Below are 20,457 nucleotides of genomic sequence, written 5' to 3' on the forward strand. Positions count from 1 at the left end.
CCAATCGTAGGAAGCCTCGTGCATTACAGGATGCCGCATCGTCCGTCGTATCGGCACCGGGCCCTCCGTGAATCCCTTTCGCTGTAACGGATCGGCTACTCGGAGGCGGTCTCGGGGAGCGTTTTCACCAGGCGTTCGAGGGCGGTGCGGTCGGCCCGGTGCGCGGCGGCGGCGGCCTTGTCGGCCTCGCTGGCGTCGGCGCGGGCCGCGAAGAGGGCGCCGCGGAGTTCGGCGAGGCGTTCGTCGCGGCGCTCGGCCTGCTCGCGGGCCTTGGCGGCGTCGCGGCGGTAGACGACGACGGGCAGGAGGACCGCGAGGGCGGCGAGGGCCGCGAGGACCCACAGCCCGAACGCGGCGAGGCCGAGGGCGGCGGCGCCGAGTACCACCGCGAAGCCGGTGTGCAGGAGCTTGGAGGGCCCGTCGGTGTCGAAGCCGCGCCCGATGCGCTCCTCGGCGGCGGTGAGGGCGTCGGCGTCGTGCCCGGCGGCGGTGACGTCGATGGACTCGCCGCGGCGCCTGACGGCGGTGACGGTGGGTTCGGGCGCGGTCGTGGTCGCTTCGAGGTGCGCGAGCCGGGCGCGCAGGAGGGGCGCGGCGAGGTCGAGTGCCAAGCGGCGCAGAGCGACCGGGGCCTCGGGGTCGAAGAGGTCGCGGCGCACGAGCGCGGCGGGGGTCCCGGCGGGCTCGGCCCACGAGGGGCGGCTGCGGTCGGGGCCGTCGTCGAGGCCGAGGGACTCCATCTCGCCGACGATGGGGTGCTCGGCGGGGCTGGGCTCCTCGATGAGCTCTTCGAGGTAGCGGCGCCAGCGGCCGTCGCTGCGTTCGAGTTCGGCGAGGTCGGCGGTCGCGGGCTCGGCGCCGAGGTGCACGCGCAGGGCGTTGCAGGCGTCGGCGAGCGGGGGCGTCTCCCCTTCGGCGGCACCGAATCCGGTGATCGCCGAATCCCACGCGGCCAGTTCGGCCTCGTCGGCCTCGTTCGGGTCGAACAGCTCCCGGAGGCGCCCGGTGAGCTGGACGACCGCGGCGGGCCCGAAGGCGCCGAGGGCGGCGTGCTCCCACAGGGCGCGCCAGCCGTTCGCGATGAGCCCCTTGTCGCACTCGCCGAGGTCGGCGGGGTCGTGGATGAGGCGCAGGAACGCGGCGTCGACGAGGACGGCCTGGCCGAAGCAGCGGCCCACGGCGAGGTTGAACAGCTCTGCGCGCACCGCGTCGCGCCCGCGCGCGGCGTCGAGCCCGGTGGTGAGGCCACCGGACTTCCTCGCGTCGGCGCCGGGCCGGCCGCGGAACACCAGCGGCAGGATCGCGGCGGCGGCGGGCGGGAGCCAGTAGCCGGGCAGGTCCGGGAGGTCGGGCAGGCGGGCGGGCCGGCCCTCGGCGAGGGCGCGGAACGCGCTGCGGATCTCCCTGCGCGCCTGGTACTCGTCGAGTTCGAGGAGCTGGAAGCGCAGGTCGGTCCAGGTGAGGAGGAGGGCGACCTGGTCGGCGACCGAGTCGAGCCGGGTGTCGACGCGCTCCAGGCCCGAGCCGAGCTCGCTCTTGACGGTCTCGAGTTCGCGGCGGCGGGACCGGCGCTCGGCCCCGATGTCGTCGTTGAGCTCGTTGATCGCGGCGGTCTGCGACCACTCCTGGCTGAAGTCCGACCAGTTCCACTGGCTGACGCTGCGGGCCATGCGGCTGCTCCGGGGAGGTGAGGGATGCGGGCGTGAGGGATGCGGGCGTTCCCATTCTGCACGGGAAACGCCACCGGCGGAGCCCTCCGTTCGGAGGACCCCGCCGGGGTGCAGTCCTGAGTGGACGGCTGGTCGGCCTTGCGGGCGGTGCCGCTGGTTCACATTGTGAACGGCGCCGCTAGTTCACCTTGCGGACGGCGCCGTCGCTCGCGGGCGTCGCCATCGCCGCGTACGCCTGGAGCGCGCGGGAGACGACCCGGTCGCGGTCCACGGGCGTGAACGGCCGCTCGCGCTTCTCCTGGGCCACGCGGCGCTGCTCCAGCACCGCGTCGTCCACTTTCAGCTCCAGCCTGCGGTTCGGGATGTCGATCTCGATCACGTCGCCGCTCTCGACCAGCGCGATGAGCCCGCCGCCGGCGGCCTCGGGGCTGACGTGGCCGATCGACAGGCCCGACGTGCCGCCCGAGAAGCGCCCGTCGGTGATGAGCGCGCACTTGCGGCCCAGGCCGCGGCCCTTGAGGAACGACGTCGGGTACAGCATCTCCTGCATCCCGGGGCCGCCCTTGGGGCCCTCGTAGCGGATGACCACGACCTCGCCCTCGACCACGGACTTGTCGAGGATGCCCTGCACCGCGTCGTCCTGCGACTCGAAGACGTGCGCGGGGCCGGTGAAGGTCCAGTTCTCCTCGGGGACGCCCGCGACCTTGACGACGCAGCCGTCCTCGGCCAGGTTCCCGAACAGGACCGCGAGCCCGCCGTCCTTGGTGTACGCGTGCTCGACGGAGCGGATGCACCCTTCACGCGCGTCGGTGTCGAGGGTCTTCCACCGGTTCGCGGTCGAGAACGCCTGCGTGGTGCGGACGTTCCCGGGCGCGGCGTGGAACAGCTCGACCGCCTCGGGCGCGGGGGACTCGGCGCGGATGTCCCACGCGCCCAGCCACTCGGCCATCGACGGGGAGTGGATCGTGTGGACCTTCTCGTCCAGGAGGCCGCCGCGGCGCAGCTCGCCGAGGATCGCGGGGATGCCGCCGGCGCGGTGGACGTCCTCCATGTGGTACTTCGGCGAGTTCGGGGCGACCTTCGACAGGCACGGGACCCGGCGCGAGATCGCGTCGATGTCGGCGACGCTGAAGTCCAGCTCGGCCTCGCGGGCCGCCGCCAGCAGGTGCAGGATCGTGTTCGTGGAGCCGCCCATGGCCACGTCGAGCGCCATGGCGTTCTCGAACGCGCCGCGGGAGGCGATGCTGCGCGGCAGGGCCGACTCGTCGTCGTGCTCGTAGTAGCGCCGCGCCAGGTCCATGACGACCCGGCCGGCCTCGGAGAACAGCTCGCGGCGGGCGGCGTGGGTGGCGAGCGTGGAGCCGTTGCCCGGCAGCGACAGGCCCATGGCCTCGGTCAGGCAGTTCATCGAGTTCGCGGTGAACATGCCCGAACACGAGCCGCAGGTCGGGCAGGCCGCCTCCTCCATCTTGAGGAGCTGCGCGTCCGAGACGTCGTCGTTCGCCGCGGCGATCATCGGGTCGATGAGGTCGAGCTTCTGGGTGACGATCCCGTCGGCATCGATCGTCTTGCCGGCCTCCATGGGCCCGCCGGAGACGAACACGACCGGGATGTTCAGCCGCAGCGCGGCCATGAGCATGCCGGGGGTGATCTTGTCGCAGTTGGAGATGCACACGAGGGCGTCGGCGCAGTGCGCGTTGACCATGTACTCCACCGAGTCCGCGATGATCTCGCGGCTGGGGAGCGAGTAGAGCATCCCCGAGTGGCCCATCGCGATCCCGTCGTCGACGGCGATCGTGTGGAACTCCTTCGAGACGCCGCCGGCCTCGGCGATCGACTCGGCGACGATCTCGCCGAGGTCCTTGAGGTGCACGTGGCCGGGCACGAACTGGGTGTAGGAGTTGGCGATGGCCACGATCGGCTTGCCGAAATCGGAGTCGGTCATGCCGGTGGCGCGCCACAGAGCGCGGGCACCCGCCATCTGGCGGCCGTGCGTGGAAGTGCGTGAACGAAGCGCTGGCATGGCTCAAGTCTGCCACGTCTCGGATGCTAGGACGACGCGCCCGTTGGCTAGGATCGCCTGTCCTGTCAGAGGCCGCGCACCATCGTGCCGAAGACCAACCGCTGCGGGCACGGCCCGTGGCGGCGCGAGTCGTCCCCCGCCGGGTTGTCGCCGAGCAGGTAGTAGTGCCCCTCCGGGACGGGCCCGCCGGAGCCGGGCGCGGTCTCGCCCGGTCCGGCCGCGACGCGCTTGATCCACCACGGGGCCTTGGCTCGACGGGTCTCGGCCCAGCCGAGCTCGGGGTCGGGGGCCGCCACGACGACGACGTCCCCGACCGCGATCCGCTTGGTGCGCTTGGCGAGCACCTCGTCGCCGTCCTTGAGCGCGGGCTCCATGGAGGCGCCCTCGACCTTGACGAGGACCCACCGGCGCCGCAGCTGGCGCACGCTCTCGGCCGTCAGCGCCACCGCGGCGATGAGCAGGAGCGGGAAGAGCAGGTCAGAAGAGCCCATCGATCCCGTCGTCCTCCGGTTCCTCGCGCTTCCTGCGGAAGCGCTCGAGCACGCCGAAGCTCGTCAGGCCGAGCGCGGCCATGACCGCGAGGAGGGCGTACACGGCCGCGACCACCAGGAAGAGGAGGAACACGGCCTGCGCGATGATCAGGAGTCCGTAGCCGGCGGCGGGCTCCTCTACGACGGCGATCACGGCAGGTCGTTGATGATGTCGGTGATCGAGCGGCGCTTGCCGGTGAAGAACGGGATCTCCTCGCGCACGTGGCGCCTCGCGCCGGAGGCGCGCAGCTCCCGCATGAGGTCGACGATCCGGTGGAGCTCGTCGGCCTCGAAGGCGAGGATCCACTCGTAGTCGCCCAGGGAGAAGGCCGGGACGGTGTTGGCGCGCACGTCGGGGTAGTCGCGGGCCATCTGGCCGTGCTCGCGCAGCAGGTCGCGGCGCTCCTCCTCGGGCAGCAGGTACCACTCGTAGGACCGCACGAACGGGTAGACGCTGATGTACCCGCGCGGCTCCTCGGTGAGGAACGCCGGGAGGTGGCTGCGGTTGAACTCGGCGGGCCGGTGCAGGGCCATGTTCGACCAGACCGGGGCGAGGTGGCGCCCGAGCGCGGAGCGGCGGAAGTCGGAGTACGCCTTCTGGAGCCGGTCGGAGTCCTCGGCGTGCCACCAGACCATGAGGTCGGCATCGGCGCGCATCCCGGTGAGGTCGTACGTGCCGCGCACGGTCACGCCCGCGTCGCCGCAGTGCTTCTTGAAGAACGCCTCCATGTCGCTGGCGAGGTCCTGCCGGATCGCCGGCATGGGCTCCTCGACGCGGAACACCGACCACAGGGTGTACCGGAGCGTGTCGTTCAGCTCCTTGATCCGCGCGGCGTTGGGATTGTTCGACTGGCGTTCAGTCACGGTGCGGCCCTTCTCGTCGTGGTGCTGCTGAACTGTCTCACACGGTGCGGGGCGCGAGCGCGTCGGCGATGCGGTCGGCCGCGTCGCGCCCGGAGGCGACGCACGCGGCGATGCCGACGCCGTCGACGGCCGCCCCGGCGATCGCGAGGCCGCGGTGGCGGGCCAGCGCCTCGCGGGCGGCGGCCACGCGGGCGACGTGCCCCGGCGCGTACTGCGGGAGGGCCCCGCCCCAGCGGTCGATGCGCTGCTCGACCGGGTCGGGCAGGCGCTGCCCGAGGTGCTCGCCGAGTTCGCGCAGGGCGGTCTTGGCGAGGGTGGCGTCGTCGTACTGGAGCAGCGCCTCCTCGCCGAGGCGGCCCATGGAGACGCGCACGATCTGGCGGCGGCGACCCAGGTGCGGCCACTTCTTGGAGGCGAAGGTGGCGGCCTTGACGGTCTTGCCCTCGGAGGCGGGGGTGAGGAAGCCCGAGCGCTCGGGGAGGTCGACCTTGTCGAAGGCGAAGGCGGCCAGGGCGACCGAGGCGTAGGCGACGCCGGAGAGGGCCGCGGCGGCCTCGGGGGCGACGGCCCGGAGGAGGTCGGCGGCGGGCGAGGCGGGGACGGCGAGCACAACGGCGTCGGCGGTGACCTTGATGGGGTCGGGGACGGGCCCGGTGATGACCTCCCAGCCCCGGGGGGTCTCGCGCAGTTCGCGGACGGTCATGCCGAGGCGGATCTCGGCGCGCGCGGCGGCGGAGGTCGCGGTGACGAGCCGGTCGAGGCCGCCGTCGATGGTCGCGAACACGGGCTTGCCGGCGGGCGCGGGCCGCTTGATCTCGGCGACCGCCTCGGTCAGGCGCGCGTGGCGTTCGAGGGCGGCGGCGAGCTGGGGCATGACGGCGCGGACGGAGAGCCGGTCGACGTCCCCGGCGTAGACGCCCGCGAGCATCGGGGCGACGAGCCGGTCGAGCACTTCGTCGCCGAGGCGGGCGCGGACGAGGGCGCCGACGGACATGTCCTGGCCGGCCTCCAGGATCGGGAGGCCGTTGTCGGGGCGCTCCTTGGCGTTCGCGATGGCGGCGACGTCGGCGGGGTCGCCGGGGATGCCCATCATGTGCCCGGCGGGGAAGTCGACGAGCTCGCCGCCGATGCTCAGGGCGGGCTTGAGGGCCGCGGGGTGGACGATGGCGTCGCCCAGGCCCACGGCGCGGGCGAGGTCGACCGCCTCGGGCCGGGCGGCGAGGAGCGATTCGGCGCCGGTCTCGACGGCGCGGCCGGCGAAGTCGGCGGTGCGGATCTTGCCGCCCAGGCGCATCGACTGCTCGGCGACGATGATCTCGGCGTCGGGGCCGAGGCGTTCGCGCAGGCGGTGGGCCGCGGCGACGCCGGTGATGCCACCGCCGGCGACGAGGACCCGGGTGCGCCCCGGGGTGCCGGTGACGCGGGCGGGCGTCACGGGGCTCATCGGGTCGTGGTCTCGTGCACGCGGTCGACCACGAGCTTGAGCTTGCCGGGGTCGGAATCGGGGAGGACGCCGTGCCCGAGGTTGAAGACGTGGGCCTTGGCGGCGCGGCCGGCGGCGACGACGCGGTCGGTCTCGGCGGTCAGGGCCGCGTCGTCGGCGAGGACGAGCGCCGGGTCGAGGTTGCCCTGGAGGACCTTGTCCGGCAGGCGCTTCGCGGCCTCGTCGAGGGGGATGCGGAAGTCGACGCCGGAGACCTCGGCGCCGGTCTCGGCCATCGCTTCGAGGAGGTGCCCGGTGCCGACGCCGAAGTGGATGCGGGGCACCGACTCGGCGACGCCCGCCAGCGCGGCGGTGGAGTGGGGCAGGGCGTAGGTCCGGTAGTCGGCCTCGGAGAGGGCGCCGGCCCAGGAGTCGAAGAGCTGCACGGCCTGCGCGCCGGCCTCGACCTGGACGCGGAGGAACTCGCCGCAGATCGCGGCGAGGCGGGAGGCGATGCCGTGCCAGACCTCGGGGCGGGACTTCATGAGCGCCTTGGTCTTCGCGTGGTCGCGGGAGGGGCCGCCCTCGATGAGGTAGGAGGCGAGGGTGAACGGGGCGCCGGCGAAGCCGATGAGCGGGGTGTCCCCGAGCTCCTTGCGGAGCAGGCCCACGGCCTCGGTGACGTACCCGACGTCGCAGGGGTCGAGGTTGCGCAGGCGCTTGAGGTCGGCCTCGGTGCGGAGGGGCTCGGCGACGACGGGGCCGACGCCGGGGACGATCTCGATGTCGAGGCCGATCGCGGCGAGGGGCACGACGATGTCGGAGAAGAAGATCGCGGCGTCGACGCCGTAGCGGCGCACCGGCTGCATCGTGATCTCGCAGACGAGTTCGGGGGTGCGGCAGGCTTCGAGCATCGAGGTGCCGGCGCGCGCCTGCTTGTACTCGGGGAGGGACCGCCCGGCCTGGCGCATGAACCATACGGGTGTGCGACCGGGCTCCTCACCGCGGCAGGCCGCGAGGAACGGGGACTCTGGCGATGACGGAACGGCGTTGACCACGATGCCATCCTCGCACGCGCGGAGGCGGCCCGCCCGCAGCGGCGAGTGCGATGTGGCCCGCACCGGCAGGGGCGCTGTGAGGGAGGTCAGGGGGTCCGGCCGTCCACCGTAGAGGAGCAAAGGGGTGATTAGCCCACTATCGGGTGGAAATCGGTCTCCTGCTCGGCGGGGCAGTAGCGCGCGCAGGTTACCTGCCCGTACGGTGAACAGGTGACCGATCCCCAGCCCGAACCCGAAGCCGCTCTCCTCACCGAGCCGCGCGAGGGCATGCCCCCGCTGATCCAGACCTCCGCGGAGCTCGCCGAGGCCGCCGAGCGCCTCGAGGCCGGTTCGGGTCCGATCGCGGTGGACACCGAGCGCGCCTCCGGCTTCCGCTACTCGGGCCGGGCCTACCTCATCCAGCTGCGCCGGGCCGGTTCGGGCACGATCCTCGTCGACCCCATCCCGATCGACGACCTGGAGCCGCTGCGCCGGGCCCTGGCCGGCCCCGAGTGGATCCTCCACGCCGCCAGCCAGGACCTGCCCTGCCTCGAAGAGCTCGACCTGCACCCCGCGCGCCTGTTCGACACCGAGCTGGCGGCGCGGCTGTGCGACTTCGAGAAGGTGGGGCTGGCCTCGATCACCGAGCAGCTGCTGGGGCACCGGCTCGAGAAGCAGCACTCGGCGGCCGACTGGTCCTCGCGCCCGCTCCCCCACGACTGGCTCGTGTACGCCGCCCTCGACGTCGAACTCCTCATCGAACTGCGCGGCAAGCTCGCCGCCGAACTCGCCAAGCAGGGCAAGTCCGCGTGGGCCGAGGCCGAGTTCGAGCACGTGCGCACCGCGGGCCCGCCCAAGCCGCGCAAGGAGCCGTGGCGGCGCACCAGCGGCATCCACAAGGTCCGCGGGGCCAAGGCCCTGGGCCGGGTCCGCGCGGTGTGGGAGGCCCGGGACAACCTGGCGCGCAAGCTCGACCGCGCGCCCGGGAAGGTCCTGCCGGACGCCGCGATCGTGGAGGCCGCGACCGCCGACCCGACCGACTTCGCCGAGCTGATGGGCCTGCCGGGGTTCCGGCGCCGCGGCGGGCGCGCGAACGCGCGGCTGTGGCTCGCGGCCCTCGCCGACGCGCGGACCGTGCCGGCCGACCAGCTCCCGTCGACCACGCCGCCCCAGGACGGCCCGCCCGCGACGCACCGCTGGGCCGACCGCGACCCGGTCGCGGCCGAGCGCCTGGCCGCCGCGCGCGAGGTGGTCGCCGAGGTCGCCGCCAAGCACCACCTGCCCGCCGAGAACCTCATCGCGCCCGCGCTGGTGCGGGGTCTGGCGTGGGAGCCGCCGAAGCGGGTCACCGAGCGGCACGTGCGCACGGTCCTCGCCGAGGGCGGGGCGCGCGAGTGGCAGGTCGAGCTCCTCGCCGAGGGGCTGACCGAGGCGCTGAAGGACTGACGGGCGCATTCCCGGAACGGCCCCGCCGCGGCGGGGCCTTCGCCGTATGGTGAGCTGCGCAAACGTTTCCCGGAAGCCGGGTTCGCGACACGCCCCGGGGGCCCGTGACAACGAACTTACTTGCGGGTAACATTCTCGGTGACGATGCACACTTTCGACCGCAGGCTGTACGACGCTGCATACCCAAAGGAGGGGCTGGCGTGAACGACACCATCCGCGATGTCGTCTTCGTCGACGGGGTACGGACCCCGTTCGGCAAGGCGGGGAAACTCTTCGAGGAGACCCGCGCCGACGACCTGATCATCCGCGCCATCAGGACGCTGCTGCGCCGCAACCCGGCGCTGCCGCCCGAGCGGGTCGACGAGGTGGCCCTGGCGGCCACCACGCAGATCGGCGACCAGGGCCTGACGCTCGGCCGCACCGCGGCCCTGCTGGCGGGCCTGCCCCGCTCGGTCCCGGGCTACTCGATCGACCGCATGTGCGCGGGCGCGATGACCGCGGTGACCAGCGTGTCCTCCGCGATCGCCGCGCGCCAGTACGACATCGCCATCGCCGGGGGCGTGGAGTCGATGTCGAACCACCCGATGGGCGAGGGCGTCGACCCCAACCCGCGGATCGTCGCCGAGCGCCTGGTCGACCCGGACGCCCTCCAGATGGGCGTCACGGCGGAGAACCTGCACGACCTGTTCCCGTCGATCACCAAGGAGCGCGCCGACGCGTACGCGGTGCGCACCCAGCAGCGCTACGCCGCCGCCGTCGACAAGCTCGCGGCCGACATCACCACGATGGCCGCCCGCTCCGACGAGGGCTGGACCGTCGCCACCGGCGACGAGCTCCCCCGCCCCGGCACCAGCATGGAGGGGCTCGCGAACCTGCGCACCCCGTTCCGCCCGCACGGCCGCGTCACCGCCGGCACCTCGTCGCCGAACACCGACGGCGCCACCGCGTGCCTGCTGGCCGACGCCGAGACCGCCGCCGAACTGGGCCTGCCGGTCGCCATGAAGATGATCGGCTTCGCGTTCGCGGGCGTCGACCCCGAGACCATGGGCGTCGGGCCGATCCCGTCCACGGAGAAGGCCCTCGCGCGCGCAGGGCTCACCATCGACGACATCGGCCTCTTCGAGATCAACGAGGCGTTCGCCGTCCAGGTGCTCGCGTTCCTCGACCACTTCAAGATCGCCGACGACGACCCGCGGGTGAACCCGTGGGGCGGCGCGATCGCGATGGGCCACCCGCTGGCCTCCTCGGGCGTGCGCCTCATGACGCAGCTCGCCCGCGAGTTCGCCGAGCACCCCGAGGTGCGCTACGGCGTCACGACCATGTGCGTCGGCCTCGGCCAGGGCGGCACGGTCATCTGGGAGAACCCGAACTTCAAGGGGGCCAACTAATGTACGCGACGCCGCTCGACCTCCCCGACTTCGAGGAAGAGGTCGTCACCGAGTCCTACGTGCGCTTCCTGGAGCCCCGCGGGCTCGGGGGCAAGGCCGCGATCATCACGCTCGACAACGGCTACGACCACACCAAGCCGTCCTCGTTCGGGCCCGGCGGGCTCAAGAGCCTGTGGCGCGCGCTGGACACCGTCGAGGCGGAGGAGGGCGTCAAGCTCGTCGCCGTCACCGGCAAGCCGTTCATCTTCCTGGCGGGCGCGGACATCAAGCTCATGCCGAGCCTGGAGTCCCGCGAGCAGGGCCTGGCCCTGGCGCAGGCCGGGCACGCGCTCTACAAGCGGCTCAAGGACTCCGCGGTGCCGACGTTCGCCTTCGTGAACGGAACGGCCCTCGGCGGCGGCTTCGAGCTGGCGCTGCACTGCCACTACCGGACGGTGTCGAAGACCGCGATCGGCCTGGGCCTGCCCGAGGTCTCGATCGGGCTCATCCCCGGCTGGGGCGGCTCGCAGATCCTGCCGAACCTCATCGGGATCGAGAAGGCCGCGCAGGTCGTCGTCGGCAACCCGCTCAACCAGAACCGGATGCTCAAGGGCGTCGACCTGGTGCCGCTGGGCATCGCCGACGCCGAGTTCGAGGGCGCCGACTTCATCGAGGAGTCCCTGGACTGGGCGGTCAAGGTCGCCACCGGGGAGATCGCCGTCGAGCGCGAGCCGGTCGACCGCGACGCGTGGCCGGCCGTCATCGCCGGCGCCCGCAAGCTCGTGGACGAGAAGGTGCACAACGCCTCCGCCGCGGCCGTGCGGGCCCTGGACCTGCTCGAACTGGCGCGGCACGCCACGTTCGAGGAGGGGTCCCTCGCCGAGGACGAGGCCCTCGCCGACCTGGAGGCCGGACCGCAGTTCCAGGCGAGCATCTACGCCTTCAACCTGGTCCGCTCGCTCGGCAAGCGCCCCGAGGGCGCCCCGAGCCCGGGCCTGGCCAAGGAGGTCGGCAAGGTCGGCGTCGTCGGCGCCGGGCTCATGGCCGGCCAGATCGCGCTCATGTTCGCGCGCCGCCTCGAAGTGCCCGTGGTCATGACCGACCTCGACGAGGAGCGGGCCCAGAAGGGCCTCGCGTACGTGCGGGCCGAGATCGACAAGCTCGAGGCCAAGGGCCGGACCTCCAAGCTCAAGGCCGCCAAGCTCCGCGCGCTCGTCTCCGCCAGCTCGGACAAGTCGGTGTACGCCGACTGCGACCTCGTCATCGAGGCCGTCTTCGAGGAGCTGGGCGTCAAGCAGGCCGTGTTCGCCGAGGTCGAGGCGATCGTCTCGGACGAGGCGCTGCTGGTCACCAACACTTCGGGGCTGTCGATCACCGCGATGGCCTCGCAGCTCAAGCACCCCGAGCGGCTCGTGGGCATGCACTTCTTCAACCCGGTGGCTGTCATGCCGCTCGTCGAGGTCATCGCGACCGAGTCGACCGACAAGGAGACCCTGGCGACAGCGTACGCGGTGGCGAAGAAGCTCAAGAAGACCGCCGTGGGCTCGGCGGACCGGCCGGCGTTCATCGTCAACCGGCTCCTGGGCCGCATGCTCGCCGAGGTCACCGGCGCGGTCGACGCGGGCACGCCCGTCGAGACCGCCGACGTGGCCCTCGACGAACTGGGCCTGCCGATGCGCCCGTTCGCGCTGCTGGAGCTCGTGGGCCTCCAGGTCGCCTGGCACCTGTGCCAGCACCTGAACGAGGACCTCGGGCCGCGCTTCCCCGCCTCGGAGAACCTGCGGCGGATGGCCGAGGCCGGCTTCCCGGTCTTCGACCCGGCCGCCAAGGGCAAGGGGAGGCTGACCGAGGAGGCGAAGGCGCAGATCCGGCTCGGCGACTCGCCGTCGAGCGCCGAGGAGGTCAAGCAGCGCGTCCTGCGCGGCCTGACCGAGGAGATCGGCCTCATGCTCGACGAGGGCGTGGTGCCCTCGGCGAAGCAGATCGACCTCGCGATGATCCTCGGCGCGGGCTTCCCGTTCTGGCTCGGCGGCCTGACGCCGTACCTGGACCGCGAGGGGATTTCGACCGATGTGACCGGAAAGCCGTTCGCGGGCTAGTCCCGCGTGTGCCCGGTCACATTATCTTTGCGGCGAGCCCGGACTCCTCCGAACGGACGAGTCCGGGCTCGTCCCGTGTCCCGACGCGGCCGGACGGCAGCGGGGACGCGGTCGGGCGAGCACGACGATAGGTCCGGTACCGGGCAAATGCCGTGGAGGCTACCGGCCGGTAACGAAGCCCCGGCGGGCCGTCGATTCCACGGAGGCGACCCGGTTTGACCTGGGGATTTTCGCCCCTAGGTTTGCCCAGTGCATTTTCGCAAGATCATCGAAGGCGTGACCGGTCCGGTCCGGAGCGCCGCCGCCGCGGCAACCCAGCGGCTGAGCAATTCCTTTGAGGGCTTCAAGGAGCACCGCTTCCGGCGGGTCGCCACCGTCGGCCTCGCCGCCGCGATCTTCACCGGTTCGGGCGCCACCGCCGCCTGGGCCATCTCCAACACCGACGAGCCGGTCGAGGAGACCGCCGCCGTCGAGGCGGCCCCCGCCCCCGCCGACACCACGGACGAGGCGGCCACCGAGGCCCCCGCCCCCACCGAAGCCCCCACCACCGAGGCCCCGGCCCCCGCCGCCGCCCCCGAGCCCGCCGTCGAGGAGACCACCGAGGAGCCCGCCGGGCCCGTCGACATCGACGTCTCCGACATCGACGACGAGCAGGAGGCCAACGCCGTCACGATCATCGAGACCGGCCGGGAGATGGGCTTCGACGAGAACGGCTGGGCCGTCGCCCTCGCCACCGCCATGCAGGAGGCGAAGCTCTACAACGCCGCCTCCGAGGCCGTGCCGGAGAGCTTCGACTACACCGACTCCGACGTCACCTACTCCGACCACGACTCCGTCGGCATCTTCCAGCAGCGGCCCTCCATGGGCTGGGGCTCGGTCGAGGAGCTGATGGACGTGTCCACCTCCGCGAGCAAGTTCTACGGCACCCTCGAGGACGTCGACGGCTGGGAGGGCATGTCGATCGCCTCCGCCGCCCAGGCCGTGCAGGTCTCGGCCTACCCGGACTACTACGCCCAGTGGGAAGACCTCGCCTGGAACATCATCGACGCCTACGAGAGCGCGTCCTAGAGACCAATCCTCCTCCCGACGGAACGGGCCTCACGATCTCCACATCGTGAGGCCCGTTCCTATTTGCGCGGAATGTCGTACCCCTGGGAGATAATTGAATCCGGGGGTCCCCTAGGCGCTCCGATGCTGGCTGCCCTCGATTCGGCGCCGCGGGCACGACGCCGGTGCGGCACGCACACGCCGCTGGCGCAGCGCCGCCGCAGGCGCGATCCCGGTGCGGCTGGACCAGTCGGCTCGACCGCTCCCGCAAGGCGGGACGATGCACTGCGATGCGCTACGTTGTGCCGCGATTTGCCGCGCGGACCGTTTAGAGGAAACCTGAAGAAATCCGGGCCGCGCACGGGGCCCGTCGCGACCGGGAGTTGTGGGACATGCACAATTGCGGTCCGATTCGCCTGATCCCGCATTTGACAGGACCAGCACACTGTGCACATGACGACGTACACCTGCCCGCGCTGCGGGAGCCCCTCGACGGCAGCCGGGTGCCCCGCCTGCGGACGCGGGCCCGAGCCGCTCCTGGCGCGACTCGGCGAGCTCGACGCCGTCCTGGCGTCCATGCCCGCGACGCTCAAGAGCCGCGCCGCCGTCGAATCCGAGCGCATCGAGGTCCTCGACGGCCTCCGCGAGACCGCCGCCCGCCACCTCGCCGAAGCGGAGCGGCAGGCCCACGCCGCACCCGCCCCGGCCACGCCCCCGGCGGGGCAGCAGTCCCCGCCGGTCGCGGCCGGAACGCCGCCGCAGGGCACCACGCCCGCCGGGACGCCGCCGCAGGGAGCCCCTGCGGGCACGCCGCCGCACACCCCCGGAGGACAACCTCCGCACGGCACTCCCGCGGGCACGCCCCCGCAGGGGCTCCCGGCCGGAACCCCGCAGCAGTCACCCCCTGCCTCCGGGCTCCCCGCCGGAACGCCGCCGCAAGGGCTCCCGGCGGGCACGCCGCCCGCCCGCGCCGGTGCGCCGCAGCCCGCCCCGGCCGGCCCGGCCACGCCTCCGCACGGCGCCCCCGTCTCGTACCTCCCGCCCCGGCCGATGCCCGCGCAGGCGCGCGGAGAGGTCGGGTCGAAGACCGTCCAGACCGTCCTGCTCAGCCTCGGCGGCCTGCTCGTGGCCGCCGCGCTCATCATCTTCACCGCCGTCGCCTGGCGCAACATGGGCAACGGCGGCCGGGCCGCGGTCCTCGGGGGCGTCACGCTCCTGCTCCTGGCGGTCCCCTTCGCGTTCAAGCGGTACCGCCTGTGGGCCACCGCCGAGACGTTCGCCGCGCTCGGCGCCCTCGCCCTGTGGTGCACCACCCTCGCCGGGTACTACCTGTACAAGCCGCCCGGGGCCGAGTTCGGGCCCGACTCGGTCGGCGCCTGGACCGCCGGGGTCCTCGCCGTCCTCGCCGCCTACCGCGGCGCCGCCCGGCTCAGCGCGACCAGCTGGACCATGCTGCCGCTCGCCGCGATCGGCGCGTCCTACGCCGCCGCCAGCGAACTCGGCCTCGCAGTGATCCTGCTGCTCACCACCGCGCTCGCCCTCGCCATCGCCGCGTGGCTGACCGCCCGCTACCCCGGCCGCTACGCGCGCTCGGACCTGTGGGCCTCCCGGTTCCTCACGTGCGCCGCCGTGGTCGCCGCCTGCTCGGCGGGCCTGCGGGCCGCGTTCGGCCTCGACGACCCGGTCGTCCCGACCGTCGCCGCCGGAGTCGCGCTCCTCGCCGCCGCCAACCTCGTCGGGGTCGGCTTCGCCAAGCGCCTGCGCGTGTCCCTCACCGGGATGCTCATCGCCGCCTCCGCGGCCGGCTCGCTCGTGCTGTGCGCGTGGACCCTCGCGGTCCGCTCGGACTCCGGCGAACTCGCCGTGCCCTCGCTCGCACTGCTCGCCGCCGCCGTGATCCCCTTCGCCACCATCGGGTCCCGCGACCACAAGTGGGGCTTCGCGCTCGCGCTCGGCGCGGGCCTCGCCTCGCTCGCGGTGTTCGCCACGGTCGCGTTCGACGCCCCCGACCTGAGCGCCTACTTCGTCGCGTTCCTCGCCGCCCGGCTCCTCGCGCCGCGCCTCGGCGAACCGCTCGGAGTCCCGCTGCGCATCGCGTCCTACCTGGTCGCGGGCGGGACGGCGCTCGCGGCGTGCTTCATCTCGCTCGGCGCCCTCGCGACCCTGTGGTGGGGCGCCGACCTCGCCGGGGTGTTCACGTGGGAGATCCCGATCGTCCTGGTGGGCTTGGGGATCGCGGCCGTGCTGCTGCCGGTGCGGTTCCGCGTCCAGGGCGCGGCGCTCGCCGCGACCTTCGCGATCGTCTCGGCCTCGATCCTGCTGTGGACCGACGACCCCATGCGCTGGGACGCCGTGCCGTTCGCCGGATTCGTGCTGTGCGCCGTCATCGGCCTGGTCACGGCCCTGGCCTCGCGCACGCTCGCGGGCCGGTGCAGCGGCTGGGTCGCCCTCGCCGTGTGGGCGCCGGTCGCGGCGCTCTCGGCATCGCGCGCCGAGACCGTCGACCCCGGCCCCGGCTGGATCCCGTTCTGGCTCAACGCCACCGCCGCCGCGATGCTCCTCGTCGCCGCGGGCGCGCCGCGCCGCAGCCGCCCCGACCGGGTCCTCGCCTCGGTCCTCGCCCACGTCGTGGCCGGGCTCGCCGCCGCCGGCGCCGTGTTCACCTTCGTCGAGGGGATCTGGGAGGGCACCGGCGAGCGGCTGCTCCTGCCCGCGCAGTTCGGCGTGTACACCCTGGCGCTCGCCGGGACCGCGATGATGGTCCCGGTCCGCAAGTGGGGCTACATCATCGCGGCCCTGTGCACCGGCACGGCCGGCTGGTGGCTGCTGCTCGCGGCGCAGGAGGTGGGGACGATCGAGTTCTTCACCGCGCCGCCCGCCGCCGTCCTGTTCGCCATCGGACTGTGGCGCTTGGAGAAGCGGCCGAACGCCGGGTCCTGGACGACCCTGGGGATACCGATCCTCATCGGGATCGGCCCGAGCCTGGTCCTGGCGCTCGGCGACGGCGAACCCGCACGGCGCGTGGGCGTCGGCGCGGCCGCGATCGTCGTCATCATCGCGGGCCTGGGCCGCCGCTGGCAGGCGCCGCTGGTCCTCGGATCGATCGCGCTCGCGGTCCTCACGGTCAACGAGCTGACGCTGGTGTGGGACCACATCCCGGTGTGGATCCCGCCGGCCATCGGCGGCATCGTCCTCATCGGCGCGGGCGCCACCTTCGAGAAGCGCCGCCGCGACCTGGCCCGGATCAGGGACGGCCTGAAAGCGATGCGGTGACGGTGCAACCTATCCGAGCCGAACGGCGTCTTAACGGGTAGCACCAGGCGCGGCGGACCCACCAGGTCCGCCGCGCCGCTTCGCGCCCGCATCCGGGCACAGTGATACATCACATGTCACACGTGACACGGTACTGAACTGCACCGCGCTGCGCTGGCCGAGTCGGCAGCGCCGCGAGGCGGATGCCGCCGAGCCGGTGGGCTCCGCGGGCCGCTCGATTCGGGGCCGACCATTGCAGGCCGACCACCGCAGGCCGTCCGATTCGAGCCGCACCGCAACGGAGACCGCCGCCCCGCGCGGCACGGCGAAGCCGTCGCGCTCCGAGCCGACGCGCCCGATGAACGGTGAACGGCCCGATGAACGCCCGGACCGCGCCCCGCAGCTCGCTAGTGGTGGTGGTGCCCGTCGTCCTCGCCGCGGCGGTGGACCTCGGCGGTCAGGCGCTCGGCGATGGCCTGCGGGGTGAGCCCGAGGTCGGCGAGCAGCTGGTCGCGGGTGCCGTGGCGGTGCCAGCCGCGCTCGACGGCGAAGTCCACCAAGGGGATCTCGACGCCGGTGTCAGAGGCGGCGTCGCGCAGGGCCTGGGCCAGCGCGTCGCCGAAGCCGCCGGTGCGGATGCCGTCCTCGATCGTCGCCACGAGCGGGTACTGGCCCGCGAGCTTCACGAGCGCGCCCGGCACCGGGGAGATCCAGCGCGGGTCGACCACGGTGGCCCGGATGCCCTGCTCCGCAAGAAGTGCGGCGGCCTCGACCGCGATCCCCGCGAAGGCGCCGCAGGAGACGAGCAGCAGCTCGTCGTCCTCGTGCTTGACGAGCACGTCGAGTCCTTCGTGGACGTCGACGGCCGGGATGTCGGCCTCGGGGACGGCGCCGGTCGGGAAGCGGACCATCGTGGGCCCGTCGTCGACCGACAGGGCCTCGGCGAACTCCTCGCGCAGGCTCGCGGCGTCGCGCGGCGCGGCGATCCGCAGCCCCGGCACGACCCGGAAGATCGAGGTGTCCCAGATGCCGTAGTGGCTCGGCCCGTCGGGGCCGGTGATCCCGGCCCGGTCGAGGACGAAGGTCACGGGCAGCCGGTGCATGGCGACGTCGAGCACGGTCTGGTCGAACGCGCGGTTCATGAACGTGGAGTACACGGCCACGACCGGGTGCATGCCGTTCATCGCGAGCCCGGCCGCGGAGGTGACCGCGTGCTGCTCGGCGATGCCGACGTCGAAGACCCGTTCGGGGTGGCGCTTCATGAGCTTGTCGACGCCGGTGGGGCCGGGCATGGCGGCGGTGATCGCGACGACCTCGGGCCGCAGGTTGGCCTGCGCCACCAGCTCGTCGGCGAACACGCCGGTCCAGCGGCGCTTGGAGGAGCCGGTGGGCTCGCCGGTGATCGGGTCGAACGCGGGCGGGGAGTGCATCTGCTCGGCCTCGTCGGCGCGGGCGGGCGCCCAGCCGCGGCCCTTCTCGGTGAGCGCGTGGACGATCACGGGTCCGCCGAAGCCCTTGGCGCGTTCGAGCGCGACGGTGAGTTCGGTGAGGTTGTGGCCGTCGACGGGGCCGAGGTACTTGATGCCGAGGTCGGAGAACATGCCCTGCGGGGCGAGGGCGTCCTTGATGCCGGTCTTGGCGGCGTGGAGGCCGGCGTAGGCGGCGCGCCCGAAGACGGGGATGCGCTCGACGACCTCCTGGATGCGGCGCAGCGCGGGCTCGTAGCCGGGGTTGAGGCGCAGGGCGGAGAGGCGCTTGGCGAAGCCGCCGACGGTGGGCGCGTAGGAGCGGCCGTTGTCGTTGACGACGATGACGAGTTTGAGGTCCTCGCGGGCGGCGATGTTGTTCAGCGCCTCCCAGCACATGCCGCCGGTGAGGGCGCCGTCGCCGACGAGGGCCACCACATGGCGGTCGGAGCCGGAGAGCGCGTGGGCCTTGGCGAGGCCGTCGGCGTAGGAGAGCGCGGTCGAGGCGTGCGAGTTCTCCACCAGGTCGTGGGGGGACTCGGCCTGGCTCGGGTAGCCGGTGAGGCCGCCGCGGCTGCGCAGCCCGGTGAACTGGCCGGCGCGGCCGGTCAGTGCCTTGTGGACGTACGACTGGTGTCCGGTGTCGAAGACGACCTGGTCGTGCGGGGAGTCGAAGACCCGGTGGATCGCCATGGTCAGCTCGACGACCCCGAGGTTGGGACCGATGTGGCCGCCGGTGCGGGCGACGGCGTCGACGAGGAATCCGCGGATCTCCTCGGCGAGCGCGGGCAGTTCGGCCTCGTCCAGCGACTTGAAATCGGCCAGCCTGCCGATGCTCGACAGCAGCGGGCCTATCTCGGTTTCGTCGTGCGGGTTCATAAGGCGGAAGTGTATCCGCGACCCCGGGGGGACGAAACCTCCACGAGTGCGCCTGGGACGTGTCTCATGGGCGGCCGGTGCCCGTGATCAGGGAGTCGGCTGGAATTTCATCCGATGGGGGGACGGCAGGCGTGAGTGTCGGAAAGCAGTCAGTCCCCGAAAGGGACACGCCGTCGGAAAGCCCGGCTCCTTCGTGATCGAAATGTGATCATGCCGACATGGACCTCATCGACCTGCACCAGAACACGGAATGGCCGGCGCGCCTCGATCAGGTGTTGAGCTCCTCGCCGGTGGACTGGGGCGACCGGCGCGACGCCGTCAAGGGGGTGTCGCCGGGGCTGGCGCGGCTCCAGCGGATGTCCGCGGTGCCGCGGTTCGACCTCGACGTGGTCGATCCGGAGGTCTACGAGGGCATCCTGGCGGACGCGCTGGCGGCGGCGGCGCGCGGCGGGGCGGTCTACACCGAGCTGCGGCTGCCGCAGGAGTCGGTGGTGTACCCGCAGTTCATGGAGCGCTTCGAGGCGGCGCGGGCGCGGGTGGCCGAGGACTACCCGGAGTTCGACGCGGGCGCGGTGCTGAGCATGAACCTGTGGGACCCGATGCTGCGGGAGCTGTGCGACGCGTTCGCTGACGCGGCGGCGGCGGGGCTGGCGGGGGTCGAGATCATCTACGTCCCGTACGCGGCAGAGGCGGACTGGTCGCGGGGGCGCGTGGTGGCCGAGGCGGCCGGTGCGGCGGGCCTGGGCGTGACGGTGCCGGCGGGGGCGTTCAACGCCTCGAACCTGGCGTCGCTGGCGGAGATCGAGCAGATCGGGCGGATCGGCCACGCGGTGGGCGCGGCGACGGACCCGGGGATCATGCGGCTGCTGGCGGAGCGGGGCGTGACGGTGGAGGTGTGCCTGACGTCGTCGGTGGTGCTGGGCATGGTGCCGAGCCTGGAGGAGCACCCGCTGCCGCGCTTCCTGGAGGCGGGGATCGCGGTGGTGCTGGGCACGGACTCGCCGATGCGGATGGGCACCAACATCGCCGGGGAGTACGAGAAGGCGCGGGCGCTGGGGCTGAGCGACGCGGACCTGGCGGGGATGACCGCGCGGGCGATGGCCTCGCGGTTGTAGGGGCCCGGCCCGGGCCCGCGGTCACGGATCGGCCTCGATCCGGTCTCCACACGATCTCAATTCTGTCGAATGTCTGTTTGTAGACAATACAACGGACAACAATCCCCACTCGCATTTCTCGCCTTCCACCTGCGGAAACATTGCGCGACAACGGCTCGTGTCGACCTTCTCACGCGCCGTTCGGGTTGAAAAACCACTCCTGTTGACTAGTGTTCCCAGGGTTGCCGCCCCCCACAGAC

At 72.9% G+C, this 20,457-nt stretch carries 14 protein-coding genes; 6 read left to right on the forward strand and 8 right to left on the reverse strand.

Annotated features, from left to right (window positions below; all coding sequences use genetic code 11):
• Positions 1 to 95 precede the first annotated feature (95 nt).
• From BLS99_RS18565 to hemE, 7 genes are all read right to left on the reverse strand, one after another.
• Complete coding sequence (locus BLS99_RS18565; RefSeq protein ID WP_091053042.1) at positions 96 to 1,670, reverse strand: hypothetical protein; 1,575 nt, start codon at positions 1,668 to 1,670, stop codon at positions 96 to 98.
• Positions 1,671 to 1,848: 178 nt separating this feature from the next.
• Positions 1,849 to 3,693, reverse strand: a complete 1,845-nt coding sequence (ilvD, locus tag BLS99_RS18570) for a dihydroxy-acid dehydratase (protein WP_091053045.1) — start codon at positions 3,691 to 3,693, stop codon at positions 1,849 to 1,851.
• Between the two features lie 65 nt (positions 3,694 to 3,758).
• Entirely contained in the window at positions 3,759 to 4,184 is a 426-nt protein-coding gene (locus BLS99_RS18575) for a S24/S26 family peptidase (RefSeq protein ID WP_091053048.1), read from the reverse strand.
• Entirely contained in the window at positions 4,171 to 4,377 is a 207-nt protein-coding gene (locus BLS99_RS18580; protein WP_091053049.1) for a hypothetical protein, read from the reverse strand. The genes BLS99_RS18575 and BLS99_RS18580 overlap by 14 nt, the downstream gene beginning before the upstream one ends.
• Positions 4,374 to 5,087, reverse strand: coding sequence for a hydrogen peroxide-dependent heme synthase (hemQ, locus tag BLS99_RS18585; protein ID WP_245712307.1), 714 nt, complete (start codon positions 5,085 to 5,087; stop codon positions 4,374 to 4,376). Before hemQ ends, BLS99_RS18580 begins: the two co-directional genes overlap by 4 nt.
• 37 nt (positions 5,088 to 5,124) lie before the next feature.
• Positions 5,125 to 6,531 carry a protoporphyrinogen oxidase gene (gene hemG / locus BLS99_RS18590; RefSeq protein ID WP_091053051.1) on the reverse strand — a complete coding sequence of 469 codons (1,407 nt, stop codon included), beginning with the start codon at positions 6,529 to 6,531 and terminating at the stop codon, positions 5,125 to 5,127.
• Positions 6,528 to 7,571 (reverse strand): uroporphyrinogen decarboxylase, encoded by a 1,044-nt coding sequence (gene hemE / locus BLS99_RS18595; RefSeq protein ID WP_176953455.1) that lies wholly within the window; start codon positions 7,569 to 7,571, stop codon positions 6,528 to 6,530. Before hemE ends, hemG begins: the two co-directional genes overlap by 4 nt.
• Before the next feature lie 207 nt (positions 7,572 to 7,778).
• On the opposite strand from hemE, the gene BLS99_RS18600 reads away from it, so the two are divergent.
• The 5 genes from BLS99_RS18600 (at position 7,779) to BLS99_RS18620 (ending at position 16,779) form a co-directional block, all read left to right on the forward strand.
• A complete protein-coding gene (locus tag BLS99_RS18600) occupies positions 7,779 to 8,993 on the forward strand; it encodes a ribonuclease D (RefSeq protein WP_245712309.1) in 1,215 nt (404 codons plus the stop codon).
• Positions 8,994 to 9,205: 212 nt separating this feature from the next.
• Positions 9,206 to 10,381, forward strand: a complete 1,176-nt coding sequence (locus BLS99_RS18605; RefSeq protein ID WP_091053531.1) for a thiolase family protein — start codon at positions 9,206 to 9,208, stop codon at positions 10,379 to 10,381.
• Positions 10,381 to 12,459, forward strand: coding sequence for a 3-hydroxyacyl-CoA dehydrogenase NAD-binding domain-containing protein (locus BLS99_RS18610; RefSeq protein WP_091053053.1), 2,079 nt, complete (start codon positions 10,381 to 10,383; stop codon positions 12,457 to 12,459). The genes BLS99_RS18605 and BLS99_RS18610 overlap by 1 nt, the downstream gene beginning before the upstream one ends.
• Before the next feature lie 249 nt (positions 12,460 to 12,708).
• Positions 12,709 to 13,527, forward strand: coding sequence for a hypothetical protein (locus tag BLS99_RS26365; RefSeq protein ID WP_176953431.1), 819 nt, complete (start codon positions 12,709 to 12,711; stop codon positions 13,525 to 13,527).
• 432 nt (positions 13,528 to 13,959) lie between these two features.
• Positions 13,960 to 16,779, forward strand: a complete 2,820-nt coding sequence (locus BLS99_RS18620; RefSeq protein ID WP_091053059.1) for an SCO7613 C-terminal domain-containing membrane protein — start codon at positions 13,960 to 13,962, stop codon at positions 16,777 to 16,779.
• A gap of 386 nt (positions 16,780 to 17,165) precedes the next feature.
• Here BLS99_RS18620 and dxs read toward each other — a convergent pair whose 3' ends face one another.
• Entirely contained in the window at positions 17,166 to 19,103 is a 1,938-nt protein-coding gene (gene dxs / locus BLS99_RS18625; RefSeq protein WP_091053061.1) for a 1-deoxy-D-xylulose-5-phosphate synthase, read from the reverse strand.
• A gap of 218 nt (positions 19,104 to 19,321) precedes the next feature.
• Between dxs and BLS99_RS18630 the strand changes: the two genes are divergently transcribed.
• Positions 19,322 to 20,218, forward strand: a complete 897-nt coding sequence (locus tag BLS99_RS18630) for an amidohydrolase family protein (RefSeq protein WP_091053063.1) — start codon at positions 19,322 to 19,324, stop codon at positions 20,216 to 20,218.
• Positions 20,219 to 20,457 lie beyond the last annotated feature (239 nt).

The organism is Glycomyces sambucus (assembly GCF_900102815.1).
Lineage (GTDB): Bacteria > Actinomycetota > Actinomycetes > Mycobacteriales > Micromonosporaceae > Glycomyces > Glycomyces sambucus.